The 15,161-nt window shown below is 68.9% G+C and carries 16 protein-coding genes and 1 pseudogene; 3 read left to right on the top strand and 14 right to left on the bottom strand.

From position 1 onward, the window contains the following. Positions 1-12 precede the first annotated feature (12 nt). Complete coding sequence (locus ACQEXA_RS00550) at positions 13-777, bottom strand: transposase (RefSeq protein ID WP_433128092.1); 765 nt, start codon at positions 775-777, stop codon at positions 13-15. Between the two features lie 138 nt (positions 778-915). On the opposite strand from ACQEXA_RS00550, the gene ACQEXA_RS00545 reads away from it, so the two are divergent. Both ACQEXA_RS00545 and ACQEXA_RS00540 read left to right on the top strand, forming a co-directional pair. Next, positions 916-3,057 carry a zinc ribbon domain-containing protein gene (locus ACQEXA_RS00545; RefSeq protein WP_433128090.1) on the top strand — a complete coding sequence of 714 codons (2,142 nt, stop codon included), beginning with the start codon at positions 916-918 and terminating at the stop codon, positions 3,055-3,057. Positions 3,058-3,232: 175 nt separating this feature from the next. Next, the gene (locus ACQEXA_RS00540; protein ID WP_433128089.1) at positions 3,233-3,463 is read left to right on the top strand and encodes a hypothetical protein; all 231 of its coding nucleotides are present in this window, start codon (positions 3,233-3,235) and stop codon (positions 3,461-3,463) included. Here the strand turns inward: ACQEXA_RS00540 and ACQEXA_RS00535 are convergent. From ACQEXA_RS00535 to ACQEXA_RS00520, 4 genes are all read right to left on the bottom strand, one after another. Further along, a complete protein-coding gene (locus ACQEXA_RS00535) occupies positions 3,460-4,899 on the bottom strand; it encodes an NF041680 family putative transposase (RefSeq protein WP_433128087.1) in 1,440 nt (479 codons plus the stop codon). The two genes, ACQEXA_RS00540 and ACQEXA_RS00535, sit on opposite strands and share 4 nt — an antisense overlap. Positions 4,900-4,976: 77 nt before the next feature. Further along, on the bottom strand, positions 4,977-5,228 hold the full coding sequence (locus ACQEXA_RS00530; protein WP_433128085.1) for a helix-turn-helix domain-containing protein: 252 nt from the start codon (positions 5,226-5,228) through the stop codon (positions 4,977-4,979). 145 nt (positions 5,229-5,373) lie between these two features. Further along, entirely contained in the window at positions 5,374-5,883 is a 510-nt protein-coding gene (locus tag ACQEXA_RS00525; protein ID WP_432938486.1) for a DinB family protein, read from the bottom strand. After that, on the bottom strand, positions 5,880-6,377 hold the full coding sequence (locus ACQEXA_RS00520; protein WP_432938488.1) for a hypothetical protein: 498 nt from the start codon (positions 6,375-6,377) through the stop codon (positions 5,880-5,882). Before ACQEXA_RS00520 ends, ACQEXA_RS00525 begins: the two co-directional genes overlap by 4 nt. Before the next feature lie 291 nt (positions 6,378-6,668). On the opposite strand from ACQEXA_RS00520, the gene ACQEXA_RS00515 reads away from it, so the two are divergent. Next, entirely contained in the window at positions 6,669-7,175 is a 507-nt protein-coding gene (locus ACQEXA_RS00515; protein WP_433128083.1) for a DinB family protein, read from the top strand. 106 nt (positions 7,176-7,281) lie between these two features. On the opposite strand, the gene ACQEXA_RS00510 is transcribed toward ACQEXA_RS00515, so the two are convergent. From ACQEXA_RS00510 to ACQEXA_RS00470, 9 genes and pseudogenes are all read right to left on the bottom strand, one after another. Then, a complete protein-coding gene (locus ACQEXA_RS00510) occupies positions 7,282-8,598 on the bottom strand; it encodes an RNA polymerase sigma factor (protein ID WP_433128080.1) in 1,317 nt (438 codons plus the stop codon). Continuing rightward, positions 8,595-8,942, bottom strand: coding sequence for a YciI family protein (locus tag ACQEXA_RS00505; RefSeq protein ID WP_433128078.1), 348 nt, complete (start codon positions 8,940-8,942; stop codon positions 8,595-8,597). Before ACQEXA_RS00505 ends, ACQEXA_RS00510 begins: the two co-directional genes overlap by 4 nt. A 301-nt stretch (positions 8,943-9,243) precedes the next feature. Next, positions 9,244-9,618, bottom strand: a pseudogene (locus ACQEXA_RS00500) (transposase); the annotation flags it as partial. A gap of 110 nt (positions 9,619-9,728) precedes the next feature. Then, on the bottom strand, positions 9,729-10,619 hold the full coding sequence (locus ACQEXA_RS00495; RefSeq protein ID WP_432938496.1) for a S41 family peptidase: 891 nt from the start codon (positions 10,617-10,619) through the stop codon (positions 9,729-9,731). Between the two features lie 325 nt (positions 10,620-10,944). Then, a complete protein-coding gene (locus ACQEXA_RS00490; protein WP_433128076.1) occupies positions 10,945-11,562 on the bottom strand; it encodes a mycothiol-dependent nitroreductase Rv2466c family protein in 618 nt (205 codons plus the stop codon). Between the two features lie 366 nt (positions 11,563-11,928). Further along, complete coding sequence (locus ACQEXA_RS00485; RefSeq protein ID WP_433128074.1) at positions 11,929-13,743, bottom strand: S8 family serine peptidase; 1,815 nt, start codon at positions 13,741-13,743, stop codon at positions 11,929-11,931. 60 nt (positions 13,744-13,803) lie between these two features. Beyond that, entirely contained in the window at positions 13,804-14,277 is a 474-nt protein-coding gene (locus ACQEXA_RS00480) for a hypothetical protein (RefSeq protein WP_433128072.1), read from the bottom strand. 284 nt (positions 14,278-14,561) lie between these two features. Beyond that, a complete protein-coding gene (locus ACQEXA_RS00475) occupies positions 14,562-14,825 on the bottom strand; it encodes a hypothetical protein (RefSeq protein ID WP_433128070.1) in 264 nt (87 codons plus the stop codon). Between the two features lie 126 nt (positions 14,826-14,951). Continuing rightward, the gene (locus ACQEXA_RS00470; RefSeq protein ID WP_433128069.1) at positions 14,952-15,146 is read right to left on the bottom strand and encodes a hypothetical protein; all 195 of its coding nucleotides are present in this window, start codon (positions 15,144-15,146) and stop codon (positions 14,952-14,954) included. Positions 15,147-15,161: the final 15 nt, after the last annotated feature.

The following is a 15,161-nucleotide window of genomic DNA, read 5'->3' as shown; positions in this document are numbered from 1 at the left end:
CCGGGGCTTCAGTTAGCTGATGTCGATCTTGAGGTTGTGAAGCGCCGCGACGCCGGCGACGGCGTGGTTGATGGCGTCGCCGCGGCGGCGGCATTGCCGCAGGATTTGATGGTCTTTGAGGCGTGCGATGGTGTGTTCGGCTACTGCTCGCCGTTTCCGGAACCGTTTGTAGGTCCGATCTTTGATGATGCGGCCGTCTGGTCCGCGACGTGGTGTTCTGATGTGAGCGCAGCCGCGGTAGCCGCCGTCGCCGGCGAGCCGCGGGTGAGCTGGAAGGGTCCGGCCGAGAGTTTCCCGGAAGACGACGATGTGGTTGCGGTTCCCTGGCCATGCGTCACCGAGTGCGACGATGCGTCTGTCCCGGGCCCGGCAGACGACCTGCACGTTGACGCTGTGCCGGTAGTTCTTGCTTTTCGCGGTGTGCGTGTGGTCGTGGACGGGGATGAGGGTGCCGTCGACGACCCACAGCTCCCGCCGGTCACCCGGGGGCGGCCCCGGGAGTTCCCCGAGGAGCGGTGCGAGAGGGGAAATCACGCGGTGCACGGTGGAGTCGGTTGTTTCGAACAGTGACGCCAACTGCTGCCTTGTGAGGTTGGTCCGGTAGGCGAGGACGAGCAGCAGGACCCGGTCGGGGAACGGAAGCGCCCAGTTCCGGCCGTGGTCGGCGTCTGGTCTCCGTTCCCACAGCTGCTCGAGGAGGTGCTGCATCTGTGGCTCGGTGAGCCCGGTGAAGGCGCGGAGTTCAACGCTCGTGCAGCGGGCCGGAGTCAGGCGCATAAGGGCACGTTAGAACGCCAAGCACGTCCGTCGCCCAGCCGTTGTCAGTGGGCGTCTGTAGCTTTGGACTTGCTTGCCGGAGCTGCCAAGTTCCGGACAGGTCGTCGCCGTTGCCGTAGACAAAGGAGGTGGGATGCCGTGAGTGCAGAGCTGCTCGACCCGGTATCTGCCTGTGACGTGTCTGCCCGCCGGTTCCGTGGGAAGAACAAAGGCAAGCGGTGGACGCGTGGCGAGGGCACCGGGCTCGCGGTAATCCGGCTGCCGCTCGAGGTGAGAGGGCTCGAGGGCCAGTTGCGAGTAGAGCAACTGTACTGGGCGATGTGGTCGGTCAAACGCGCGTTGCAGCGCGATGCCCGGGCCGCGGTCGACGCGTACTGGGCCGGGGACGTGCGCCGCGATGTCGACGCGAAAGGGTGGCGTGTCGAGCTGGGCCTGTCCCGTGCGGGCATGGAACGCCGCGGGTACCGACACATGGAACGCTCCCGGCATCTGGGCCGGCACGTCACCAAAGCTTTGGTGATGCATCAGGCCGATGAGGTGTGGGAAGGCGTCAGTCGGCACCTGTTTCCCGATGAGTCCGGTCGCCGGTTCGGGCGGCCGAGGACCGGCACCTGGTGGGACTACACCCGCATCCCCGGCCGTGCCCGCTCGCACACCACGGCCCGCAAGTGGGAGACGTTCCGCCTGCACGGCACCCTTGCCGGGCATCTGGACGCCTACCGGCACCGGGACCTAGACCAGGCCATCACCACCCCGGAGCAGGCAGCCGGGCTGGCGCCGACCACGAGTGTTCTCGCGCAGCCGCGGCGCATGCCCGTGCCCGCCAGGCCCCGCCGAGTGGAGACCGGCGACGTCAGCGCGAAGGGAAAACCAAAAACCCGGGCTGCGACATGGTGGGACCACACCGGCCCGCTCGTCCTGGTGTTCACCGGCGGCGCCGACTCCCAGTTCGGCGACCTCGTCCTGCCTGTGCGGCTGCCTTCCGGTGCCGGCCGCTGGCCGCGGCTGGTGCACTTCTTGAACAATCCGACGACGTGGCACACGGTGGACCTGGTCCGCCGCCGAGACGCCTCGTCTCCTGGTGGGTGGGCATACGAGGCGCACCTGATGGTCCTCACCAGCGGATACGCGTCCCCAGCCACGAAGGCGCGGCGGGCTGCCGCAGCCGACCTGAACCGGGTCGGTGGGATCGACGGCAACGTCTCCAACCTGTCCGTCGTCTCCTTCCCAGACACCTTCGACCCAGCCGACGGCGCAGTGAGCTCGACCAGGGTCGAGCTCACCAATGACGAGCTGGCCTCACTGGAAAAGGCCCGCCGCAAGGAACGGGGCCGCAAACGTGCCCTCGACCGGTCCCGCCGCTCCACCAACCCCGCCCAGTACACGCCGTCAAAACGCCAGCAGGACCGCGCAGCGCGACGTGAAGCCGCCGACCTGCCCGAACGGCAGGTCCAGACCCCCGGCGGTGCGCGGGCGGCGAACAAGGCCGGGGTACCGAAACAGGCATACCGCCGGGACACCCTCTCGGCCGGCTACCGCTTCAACCGCGCCCGAATTGCCGAGGCCGCAGCCACCGCGGCCGCGGCCAGAGACCACCGGGCCCGGCGGATAGCCGAACGGATCGTCGCCGAACACGGTGCCAACCTGGTCGTCGAGGACTGCGATATCCGCACCTGGTTCCGGCTGTGGGGTCGCCCCCTGCAGGCCACCACACCAGGGCGGCTCATTGCCGCCATCGGCACGGAGTGCGAGAAGACCGGCGGACGCCTGCTGCGCGCGTCGACCTTCAACACGAAGCTGTCCCAGACCTGCCTGTGCGGCGCTGAAGTGCGGAAAACCCTCTCCGACCGGGTCCACACCTGCACCTCCTGCGGCCTGATCGCCGACCGCGACATGGTCTCCGCCGCACTCGCTGCACACGTCCGACTTGAAAACCCGGACGAACCCAGCACGGCGGGCCTGGACACTGTCCAAGCCCGCACCACACAGACCTTGTTCTCACCAGGGCTGCAAGAAGCCCTGTCGAGTCAACCGCAGCGCGGTGGCCGCCCCAGCAGGGGCCGCACCCACGCGGCAGCCCACGGTCCGGGAATCCCCGGCCAGCGGGCCTCTGCTCGACGAAACACCCCCGACCGGCACCGGCCCACCCCGAATGAGACCCGACCCGCGAATCAGCGGCACAAGGACCACGTCGGAACAGCCGCCCGCGCAGGAAACACCGCAGCCCGCGGCGGTATCCCTGCGCGGGAACTGATCGGGTGGCATCCCAATACGGGATGACTCTTAGCTCGTTACCTCGCCGGGCGCGATACGCCGGGGCGCTACCGGGGCTCGCCACCGGCAGGCCGAGGCATCTCGTCCGGCGCGTCCGGGCCGGAAGGCGGCCGGGAGTTCCGTACAGGACGAGGTCGACGAGCCGTTCGGGATAGTCGGTGGCGCCGACGACCATCGCCTCGTGCAGGTGCGCGGGCGTGCTGGCGACGTGGTTGATGACACCGCCGGCGATCGCGTCGAGGATCAGAGTCGGAGAAGCGTCCGGTGCGAGTTCGCCGCGGTCGATGGCCCGGCTCGCTGTCACCTGCTGCGCGAAGATCGACTCGACGATGCCCTCGAACAGCTTGGGTTGCGTGAGCGCCTCGACCCGCATGCGCAGCCCCGCGATGCCCCGGCTCAGCTTGATCTTTAACCTGCACGGTTCTTGTGTTCCGCGATGCTGAGATCGCGTTTCACGGTTTTACCGACGTCGTGGTTGGGTGCCCGGCGGCGGTTCTTCGAGCCGGTCGGGCGTCCGGGGCCGGGCCGGGAAGGTTTGGGTGCGGCCGCCGGACGGGCCGTCTTCGCTCGGAGGTTCCGAAACCCCCGCCGCACCCGCGCGGGCGTGAGCCGCCCCGGCTCGGCGGGCTTCTCCCAGGGGCGGCGAAGATCCTCGGCGAGTGGGCGGGCGAGCCGGAGCTGCGTGTGGGCGATGATGACCAGCCAGGTCCAGCGGTCCGCCGTATCGGGCTCACGGACCTTCGGACGGGTCCAGCCGAGCGTCTGCTTGATCATCCTGAAGGTGTGTTCAAGATCGAACCTTCGCAGGAAGGCCTGCCAGAACACATCGACCAGTCCAGCGCTCGCACCGGTGACCGACGACCACAGCCAGACCGGCTTGGGGTCACGGTCACCGGGCAGGTACTCGACCCTGAGGCGGATCAACGTGCCATGCAGAACGGGGAGGTCGCCCTCGTGGTCCAGCCAGGGCCCGCGGTGGGTGAGCCGGGGATGCATCCGGTCCCATGCCATCGCCTCGGCTTTCCCATAGCGGGTGGTGTCGGTGACGGTCGCCACCTCCGGCTCGTGCCAGGTGTCGGACTTGGCCAGGGTGAAGGTTCCGCCGTGCTTGCGGGGCCGGCCCCCCTTGGGGCTGTAACGGTGCGGTGGTGCGGGTCGAAGCAGCACCCGGTCGGAGCGGAGACGGCCCACCAGCTCGACCGGCAGGTCCGTGAGGACGAAAGCGAGGCGGGTGACGTCGTAGCCGGCGTCCATCACAATCAGGATGTCCGGGTCACCGTCGCTCCAGTGCCCTGCAGCGATGATCCGGTCGACAACTTCGCGGAGCTGGGCGGCGGTCACCGCAGTGGCGTCGTCGGCCGGGCCCAGCCGCACCGCGTCCAGCAGCGCGGTCCAGGATGTGCGTCCGGTCTCCAAGGCAGCGACGAAAGAGTAGGGCCAGCCCGGGATGAACTGCGAGTTGCTCTTGGCCCGCCCGTAGACATGACAGAACAGCCGCTCCGCGCTGGTCGGCGCATCGGGCCGCAGCCACGGCGAGACATCGACCGCCAGCACGATCCTCCCATCGGCCGCCCTGGGTAGCGGCAGGGACGCCAACGACCGGCGCAGACGTTCCACCTGGAGGCGCCCGCAGTTCAGCGCGTCGTACATCGCGCCGTGTCCCCGCTGGTGCTCCGCCACCAGCGTCAGGTCGACCAGCGAGGTGACCGGGCCGTCGGCACACAGAACCGCATCCGTCAGCTCGAACAGTGCATCCGCCCGCCGGGACAGGCAGGCATGGAAGTCCTCACGGAAGCAGGACAACACGGACAGCGACTCGACGCGGGCGGCGTCATCCAGAACACTCATCACAGCGGCCGTTTCTTGGTGCTTCGTTGCTCGACACTCCGAAGCCTCAAGGACGGCCGCGCCCTCTGTCCGGCGAATCAAGAACCCCGACAAGAAACGATCTTGCCGAGGTTAAAGATCAAGCTCAGTTGATGTTTCAGTACGATCCGCGCGAGGGTGACCAGGTCTTCGCAGACCGAGCCGGTGTCGATCGGTTCCAGTGGTACTTCCGTCACGGACAAGGCGGCGATGAGGATCTCCTCCTTGGACTTCCAGCGCCGGTAGACGGCGGGCTTGCCGACGCCCGCGCGGTTGGCCCGTGCCCTGCATGCCTGCCTGTGCTGGCGCAACGCCGGCGTCCGCCATCCCGATGTCCCTTGTCGCCCGGCGCCGTGAACGCGCTCGTATCCGCGGCGAGGAGGGCATCCGTTGGGGCGGATGCCTCCTGGCCGCTGTGGGCTGAAGAACTTGGCGAGCCTGATCCGGTCACTTCGATCAGCCGGTGTAGGGGTTGCCGCCGAGCCAGGTGGTGCCGTCGATCAGTTCGCGTGTTGCGTCCAGGTGGCCGCTGTGGCAGGCGACTTCGGTGAGTACGTGGATCAGGATGTGCCGTACGTCGGGCAGTCGCCAGGTCGGCCAGATCTGAACGGGCCAGGCGGCGGGTTCCTGTTCGGGCGTGGCGGCGGCGAGCACGGTGTCGGCCCGTGCGATGGCCGCCCGGTAGTCGGCGAAGACCTCTTGGGCGCTGATCGCCTCGGGTAGGTGCCAGTGTGCCTGCGCACCCGCCGTGAGCTGTTCGGTCACATCCGGCTCGCCCGCGATGACCCCCAAGAACCAGAAGCGTTCGACATCCAGGGTGAGGTGGCGCAGCAAGGCCAGGCAGCTCCAGCCGCTGGGCAGCATCGGCCGTCGCAGGTCCTCCTGGGAGAGCCCTTGGAGGATCCCGAGGACGTGCTCGCGCTGGCGGTCCAGGGCGTCCTTGAGGGCGGCGAGTTCGGCGTTCACCGGGTGGCGCACAGTTCGGCGAGGCGTGTGAGGGTGCTGGCCATGTGGGTTTGCCACCAGGCGCGCCCGCTGTTCACTTCCGCGCGTTTGTCCTGCGGCATGCGCGTACCGTCGAAGATCTCGGTCACGACCGTCGCCCCGGCCCGGTGTGGGAGCAGGTCGAAGATCCACCGGTGGCCCCACGCGGCCTTGGGTGTGGAGGCGTCCGGGTGCCCGGGACCGGGCCGCGGTTCCCAGCCGATGCGGCGGCCGGGCTGGTACTCGACGACGTGGTTGTTCATCTCGTAGTCGCCGTAGCGCTCGTCGTACATCCGCATCACGAAGACGTCCCCGAGGCCCGAGATGACGGCGCCGGCGACGCCGCCGCGCAGCATGCCCGAGCCGTCGATGTCCGGGTGCTGTCCGGGGTCGGCCAGGATCTGGAAGAGGTCTGCTGCCGGGGCGTTGATGCGCCGGGAGACCACCACCAGTGGCTCGCCTGTCGTCCTCGTCATCCCCGGCTCCTTCGTCAACCGCAGAGCATGAACCTGACCTTGGCCCGGACGCTACACCCCGGGTAGGACAACGCCGGGCCGAGAACCTGCGAGCCCCGTCCTGTGCCAAGACCCACCGAACCGGCTCGAGGAAGGACTGACAGCACGGGGGGTGTCCGGCGGATGATGCCGGGCGGCCTTGCCGGCGCCAAGTTGCTGGAGCGACCTGCCGGACAAGGAGGTGGGGGAGCAGGGCGGGCCTGTCGGTAATTGCCTCGACATCGGCCACGGTGATCGGCCACGCTTCGCGCGATGACCAGAATCGATGACACGCCGCCCGCGTGGGACGAGCGCACCCAGCTCACCACGTTCCTGGACTACGCACGTGACACCGCCCGCGCCAAGTGCGAGGGCGTCTCCGCTAAGAACGCATGCAAGGCGCTTTTGCCGGGCTCACCGCTGATGACCCTGAGCGGAGTGGTCAATCACCTCCGCTGGGTCGAGTACTACTGGTTCCAAGTGGTCTTCCTCGGCGAGGAAGACCGGGGCCCCTGGACCGAGGAGGACCCCGACCGCGAGATGCGGATCGCCGTCGACTTTCCGCTGGCGCAGTTGCTTCACGAATACGCCGAACAGAGCGCCCGCTACCGCGAACTGGTCGCCGGGAGCAGCCTGGACAAGCGGGCCCAGCGAGCCGTCCGCGACGGCCTCCACGTCGACCTGCGCTGGATCCTGCTCCACCTCACCGAGGAGACGGCCCGCCACAACGGCCACCTGGACATCCTGCGCGAGATGCTCGACGGCACGATTGGCGACTAGGCACTGTCTCCTCGATCTCACCCGGCCATGACCGATGAGTTTGGCGGGCCGCTATGTGTGCTTCCGCGCCGACCTGGTGTTCTCGAAAAGGGGTGAAGCAAGTGCGCTACGGCGGCGTCAACGAACTGCCCTTACGTGGGGTGGTCTGCTGATGGGTGAGGCGCGCGGCGAGGAACGCGCGCTCCGCCTCGTTGCCGGTCAGCTCCAGCGCCTCCCGGTACGCGGCCGCCGCCTGGTCTGTACGGCCGAGTCGCTGCAGCAGGTCCGCTTTGATCGCCGGCAGGTACTGGTACCGGGAGAGCGCGCCGTCTTGCTCCAGCGCCTCGACCTGCGCCAGCGCGATGGCCGGTCCGTGGGCCATCGATACCGGCACCGTCCGGTTCAGTGCGACGACCGGTGAGGGCCACAGCGACAGCAGCCTGTCGTAGAGGGCCACGATCTGTGGCCAGTCCGTCTCCTCGTACGTCGGCGCCTTGGCGTACAGCGAGGCGATCGCCGCCTGCAGCAGATAGCGCCCCGCGCGGCCCCCTCGCAGCCCGGCCACGATCAACTCGTGCGCCTCGGCCAGCGCGGCGCGGTCCCACACAGAGCGGTCCTGCTCCTCAAGCCGCAGCAGCCGGCCGTCGGCGCCGGTCCGGGTCGCGCGCCGGGCGTCGGTGACCAGGAGCAGCGCCAGCAGCCCGCGGACCTCGGGCTCGTCGGGCATGAGGTCCCGCAGGGCGCGGGCCAGGTGCAGTGCGCGGTCGGCCAGGTCGGTGCGCATGAGCGCGGGGCCTGATGGGGCGGTGTGCCCGGCGGTGAACAGCAGGTGGATCACGCCGAGCACGGCCGTCAGCCGGTCCGGCAGCTCCGCCGGGCGCGGCACCCGGTAAGGGATACGGGCGGCGGAGATCTTCTTCTTCGCCCGGGTGATCCGGGCAGCCATCGTCTGTTGCGACACCAGCAGCGCCCGAGCAACGTCCGGTGTCGGCAGCCCGCACACCAACCGCAGCGTGAGCGCGAGTTGCGCCTCCTGCGCGAGCGCGGGATGGCAGCAGGTGAAGATGAGCCGCAGCCGTTCGTCGGGTACGACACCCTCCGAGTCCACGACCTGCTCCTGCTTCTGTTCGCCCAGCTCGTCCAAGGCGAGCTCGTCGACGGCCTCTTCCGGCTCCACCAGCAGCGGCAGCTTCGAGCGGAACGTCCGCTCGCGGCGGATCGCGTCCATCGCCCGGCGCTTGGCCGCGGTGGTCAGCCACGCCGCGGGGTTGCCCGGGACCCTGTCGCGTTCCCAGGCCGACAGCGCCGCGGCGTACGCCTCCTGTACACACTCCTCGGCCAGGTCCAGGTCGCGGGCGACGCGCACTGTCGCGGCGAGCACGAAGGCCCACTCGCGCCGGTGCGCGTCGGCGACCGCCTGTCCTGCGTCCGTCGCAGCCGTCATCGCGCCATGGGCGTGATGCCGCCCGCGACGGGCCGCACCTCGACACCGCCGCGGCCCCACTGGACGGCGGGGTTACGACGCGCCAGCTCCAGGGCTGCGTCCAGGTCGGGAGCCTCGATGATGCAGACGCCGGCGATGACCTCCTTGGAGTCGATGAAGGGGCCGTCGGTGACCACATCACCGCGCAGCGAGGTGGCGGTGTCGGCGGACTGCAGCGCGTACGCCGTGATCATGGCGCCGGAGTCGATGAGGTCGTCGGCGTGGCGCTTGCTCGCCACCTGCTGGTCCAGGGTGTAGTCGCCGGCCGCGGCGTTGTCGAAGATGAGGATCGCATACTGGGCCATCACGGGTCTCCCTGGCTGTGTGTCTGGTCGGTACGCCTCTACGTCGGACGAGCGACGCGAATTCGACAGGCCTACCCGAAGTTTTCCAGATGCCCCCCCGGGCCGGCTCCCGGTACCTCGGCCGCTGAGGGGCGTCGGTCCTGGCATGACGACGTTCGTCCCGACGTTCCTCAACCCCCAGAACCGGGGCGCGGCTATGTGCGCAGCCAGATCATGAGCGCCGCCGCGGTGACGCTGCCCAGGAAGACGTAGCCGCGCGTGTCGAATCTCGTGGCCAGGGCCCGGCAGCTCCTCAGCGCGTTGATCGTCCGGCCGCTTCGCCGCCTCCGGGAGCCTTGGTGAGGGCGCCGTCGATGGCGATCTGGTCCAGGACGAGACCGACGACGCGGTCGTAGGCATCCAGCGCGATCCGCTTCAACCGCGCGAAGGGGCCCAGACGTGTCCACTGGTCGCGTGGGTTGCGGATGGTCGTGGCCGAGCACGTGGAGTCCGTGATTGCCTCGTACGAGCAGCCGCATCGCAAAACCTGGGGCAGCTTGTCGAACACGGTCCGGTCACTGATCCGGCGTCGGTGGCAGCCCGGCGGGTGGGTCGGTTCGAACTGTGGTCGCTGCGGCAGCAGGGCGGCGAATGGGTCCCAGAGCGGTTCGATCAGCCATGAAGGCAGCGCAGGCACAGATTTCTCCAGTGATCGCAGAGCGTCGCAACTCCATGATCACGGCACCTGTACCTGCCCCATCCGCCCCCGGCTTCCCCGCTGCTTGTCTGCACAGCGTCGAATGCTGCTCAGCCGGTCCGCGTGTGCAGGTGCTCCAGCGCCGCTTTGAGCGCGTCCCCGGCTGCGACGGCCAGGTCGGGCTCGACACCGACGCCTTCCCAGTTGGTACCGGTGACCGGGTTGATCGAGCGGGCGGCGGGAACGGTCACGGTCACGTGCGGGGCGACCGGAATACGGTCCGTAGGGTGGGCGCCACCGCGGGTGGTCTGGCCGATCAAGGTGGCGCGCCCCAGCACCTTCAGGTTGTACGCCAGCTCCTCGCCGCCGGAGAAGGTGAGGTCGCTGGTCAGCACGGTGACCGGGCGGTCCAGGTAGCGCGGTGCGGTCAGGTGCCCGAGGGTCCAGTACTGGCGGGTCGAGTCAGTGGCCCGCTCGTAGATGTCGTTCAGGTGTACCCCGTCGCCGGCGAAGAAGTAGCTGCACCACAACTGCACGCCCTCCGGTGAGCCGCCCCGACACTGCCGCAGGTCGATGACCAATGCCTCGGTGCCAGCGAGCAGTTGCATGGCGGCAGCGATCGCGGGACCACCCAGATCGGCGGGGGCGATCATGCGCAGGTCGAGGTAGCCGATGTTGTCGTCGAGCTGCTCCACCCGCCGGATACCGTAGTTGCTCTCCCTTGCGTACTGCTCGAAACGGGCGCGAGCGACGTCCCTTGGCTCCTCGTCCATCGACTGTGGTTCCTCGGTCCACAACAACCGCAAATGCTTGTCTGGGCAGACATTCTGGAGGTCGTCCGTGACTTGCTCGCACAGCTCCCGCACGTCCAGGTCCTGATATGCGCCTTCGTCCAGCCGACGCCGGATCGCCGCGTCGATGGCAGCCGTCTTCTCGGGGAACACGTAACCGGCGGTGATCTGGGCCAGCGCGGCTTGGAGTATCTCGTGATGAGTCGTCATGCGCGCGATGGTAGGTCCGGGTCGAACGGGTGCCCAACGGATTTCACGGCCGCTTGTTCACGTGCTCCGCTCACCGGCTTCCTCGACGATACGACCACCCAGCAGCGGACGCTGTGCGACGGCCCGCCTCATCCAGACCGCCTACCTGCGCAACCTCTGAGCGTCTTTGACCGTCGGTCAGGGCGTGGCGCCGGGGGAAGCGTGGAAGCGGCCGGTACGTCGGGTGGGGCTTCGGCGACGGGCTCTTCCCGCCTCTGAGTGCCCTGTGGCAGGGCGTCGTCGACGCGGGGGGCGTGGGTTGGAGTCTGGCCGCGCCGGACCCTGTTCAGTCGAAGGAAAGGCCTCCGGTCCTGGTTCGCTTGAGTTCGAAGAAGTCGGGGTGGGCGGCCAGTACCCGGAAGCTGTCGAAGAGTTGTGCGGCCTTGGCGCCTCGTGGGATGGCTCGTAGCACGGGACCGAACCATACGGCGCCGTCGACGTGCAGGGTGGGTGTGCCGACATAGCCGCCCGAGTCGGGTTCGGCGCCTGTGTCGTGGCTGCGGCGTACGGCCTCGTCGTACGCCGGATCGTGCGCGGCGGCGGCGAGGTCGGCCGCAAGTCCGAGTTCGGCGAGGGATTGGGCCACCACCTGGTCGAAGTCCTCTATTTTGCGCTCGTGGATTCGGGTGCCGAACGCGGTGTACAGGTCCCGCAGCACCTTGTCGCCGTGCCGCTGGGCGGCGGCCGCCGCGACCCGCACCGGGCCGATCGACTTGTCCACCAACTCTCTGTACCACCCGGGGAGTTCGTTCCCGGTGTTGTGCAGGTACAGGCTCATCGCATGGAAGCGGAGGTCGAGCGGGCGCTCGCGTTCGACCTCCAGCAGCCAGCGGGAGGTGATCCAGGCGAAGGGGCAGGCGGGGTCGAAGTAGAAGTCGACACGGGTGGGTGCGGTGTTCGTCATGTCCGTCACGCTAGTCGCGCAGTGGTCTGCCGGCTTGGGCCATTGAGCGGCGATGTCATTGGTCCATTTCGGCTGGCGCCGTCTGGCGTGGGTCGCATCCGCTCGCCGCCGGCGCGCTCTCGAAGAGAGGGGCGTCGACGGGGCGGCGCCCGGGGCGGCGCATCCGTCGTAGGGGCGGAAGGGATCGCCGTGCGTCTTGGCCACGGCGTGGGGGGAGTCGATTGCTCTGGTTTTTGTCGGTGGGTGGGCGGCGGCTTTTCTCGGCCCCTGACAAAGTCCTGTGGTTCCTCCGGATGGCCTGCAGGCCGAACGGCACCCGTTTTCTGGAGGCGGGTGCCGTTCCGTGTGCTTGGCCCGGGTGGGGATCTACCCGGCGATGGACAGGACGTAGGGTGCCAGGGCCGAGGGGAGTTGTACTCCGGGGACCAGCCACAGGGCGACGAGGGCGTCGGGTAGGCCGCGGCCGACGCGTGCCGCCTCCACCGTGCCCAGGGCGGCGAGTTGTCGGCAGCTGGCGGCGATGATCTCGAACAGGTGCTGGACCCGGCCGGGGCCACGGGGCAGCAGTTGTCCGTGGAAGTCTTCGTGGTGGGCGAGAACGAGGGCGGCCAGGCCCACGATGTGGGCCGAGGCGGTGCCGGTGCCGTCGAGGGCCGCGTAGCCGCCGTGCGGTGCGCAGGACAGGACCGCCACACCGGGTGCGGCGGCGTCGACTCCGGGGCCGTGGCAGCTGAACGGTGCGACGAAGAGGCCTTCCGGTGTCAGCTGGGGCCCGGTATGGGTGGCTTGGGAGGTGTCGGGCGGGTAGGAGCCGTAGGTGCCCAGCGCGCCCACGGTGAAGACGGTGGGTAGCGAGCCCGGGAAGGTGACCGGTCCGCCGGTGTCGCCGGCGGGGGCGACGCAGGCGATGCCCACGGCGCCGGCGTCGGCGAGTTTGCGGGAGACCAGTGCCGAGGGGTATGGGGTGGCCACCGCGATGTGGGCGATGTCGATCTCGCGGTCGATGCAGTGGTCCAGGGCGGCGATCAGGTCGCTGAAGTGGCCGTCGGGCAGCACTTTGCAGACGTCGATCTCGGCGTCGACCGCGATGCCGATGACGCCCTTGCCGGTGTCCGCCCCGGCGATGACGCCCGCCGCATGCGTACCGGTGCCCACCTCGTCCTTCGCCCAGCCCTCGTCCGTGCCGTGCACGAGATCGGTCCCGGAACGCACCCGTTGCTTCAGATCGGGGTGCTCGGCGCTGACGCCGGAGCCGATGAGCGCGATCTTGACGCCGAAGGCGCGGAAGGTGGGGGGCAGCCGGTCCAGCCGCATGGCCTGCTGGCCCCAGCCGTACTGCTGGCGCTGTTCCAGTTCCGGGTACACCTTGGCGAGCGGGGTGAGGGTGACGACGTTCTCTTGGGTCGCCGACAGGTCGGGGTGGTGGATCCAGCGGTCCGTGTAGCCGTCCTTGGGCCGGATGTAGAGGGACTGGACGGAGTGTTCGGATTCCGTCGCCAGGGTGATGGTGGCCGTCCCGTCGGCCCCGGTGATGCCCTGGGCCGGCCAGGTCGAGCCGATCAGGAACACCCCGGCGCCCGCCAGCGGTTCGCCGCCGGGGCCGCAGACGCGCAATGTGATGTCCACGGGGTGTTCCAGGGGCATGACCAGCCCCGGATCACGCAGCGGCACGGCTGCGGCGGTCGGCGTGGCGATCGGCCCGGCCGCGGACAGCGGCAGGTCCGGTTCGATGTGCACATGCAGCGATCGCATCGCCGGCACCTGGGCCTCGGCCGCCTCGACGACCGCGATCTCCGGGCAGGAGGGCTGCAGTCCGCTCGACTGGAGTTTTTCCGAGGGCCGGAGCCTGCGGATCACTTTGACCTCGGGCATCCGCTCGAGGCGGTCGCAGACCGCGTCCATGCTCAGTTCGGGCACTCCCAGGGGGAGCAGATGCTGCGGCAGCGGTGTCACCATGTACCGCTGTCGGCGCGGCCGCACCGTGAACGGTGACGGTGCGCCCTCCTTGCGTTCTCCCGCTTCCTTCCCCTCGGGTCCCGGCCCACCCGCCGCCGCGCCCCCGGACTCGCTCTCGCGATTGTTCCCGGGCCTTTCCTTGACCATCACGTCCACCTTCACCACGCCTACGTCTACGTCGTCCTTGTGCTCCTGGTCCGGGGACGGGCGGCTCGCGCTTTTCACGGTGATGCGGTGTGCCCGGGACGACCCTCCGGGCACACCGCACAGGGAGCCGCCCGGGCGTCAGCCGATACCGAAGGGCTGGCCCATCTGGCCGAAGCCGAAGCCGGGCTGCTGGAACTGCGGGAACGGCTGGCCGAACTGCTGCTGGCCGTAGCCGCCGCCCCACTGGCCCTGCTGGCCCTGCTGGCCCTGCTGGCTTTGTTGGACCAGCGTCAGGATCGCGGTCGGCAGCGCCTGCTGCACGGACTGCTCCACAGCGTTCCGCACGCCCTCGCGCAGCGTGTGCTGCAGGGCGACAGCCAGGTACGGGTGCGCCTGGTGGGCCAAGCCCTGTTGCTGCAGCTGCTGCTGGACCTGCTGGATCTGCTGCAGCGTCTGCTGCATGCGCTGCGCGACCTGCTGGCTGGCCTGCTGGCACGCCTGCTGGATCGCCTGCTGGACCACCTGCGAGAGCTGCTGCTGCGGCGCCCCGATCTGCTGGCCGATCTGCTGGCCGAACTGCTGCTGGGGTGGTGTACCGGTCATCACCGACATGAATGCTCCATTCGACGCCAGGGGAAGCCGACATAAGGGGATTATCTCGGCCTTTTCGGGATACCTCCGCCGTGTTGAAGCTAAGGTGACGTCACCTGGCCCGCAATCGGGCGAGCCGCTCAGGGGGAGGAATACCCCCGATTGGATCCGGCGCTGGTGCGGCAGTACGACAAGACGCAGTCCCAATGCGGGGGCCGGTACATCATCCGCCCAGTTCAGGCCGCTGATCAGCGATCAGCTGTCCGCGGCCCGTTACTGCCGGGGCCCTTGCCTTGGCATGATGATCAGCCGTGCTGTTGCGCCTGGCCTACCTCGCGGTCACCAGCACGTTCTCTCTGATACGCCTGCTGCCGATGAGTGAACGTGAGAAGGAGATCGAGATCCTGGTGCTCCGGCACCAGGATCTCGATCCTGCAACACCAGGCAGCAAAGTCGGTGTTCACGCCGGACGACCGGTTTCTGGTCGCCGGACTGCCCATCACCTGCCGTTGGACAAGGTTCGACGACTTCGGCTGCTGGAGCGCCCGGACACCATCCTGCGCCGGCACCGCAACTTCCTAAAGCGCCGTCACGCCGCCTCCTGTGCGCCACGGCGACGGGGACGACCCCGGATCGTCCGGTCGAGGGGATTGACACGGTGCCGGAGGGGCGCGGCTGTGGTGAGCCCGGATCGGTTACCCGGCGGGCAGGCAGGTGGGCGTCTTGCGGGCGGGGTTGCCTGCCCAGTATGCCTGGGCGGGGACTTGCTCGCCCTTCATGAGGAAGGAGTCGGGGGTGAGCGTGGAGGTGTCGCCCATCGTGACGCCGTAGTGGACGAGGCTGTTGACGCCGATGGTGTAGCCGGCGACCGCCTCGGAGGCATCCTGCACGAGTACCAAGCATGC

The organism is Streptomyces sp. CA-106110 (genome assembly GCF_050936285.1).
Taxonomy (GTDB): Bacteria; Actinomycetota; Actinomycetes; order Streptomycetales; family Streptomycetaceae; genus Streptomyces.
The sequence above is the reverse complement of the archived record's forward strand: the minus strand, read 5'-3'. Positions and strand labels throughout refer to the sequence as shown.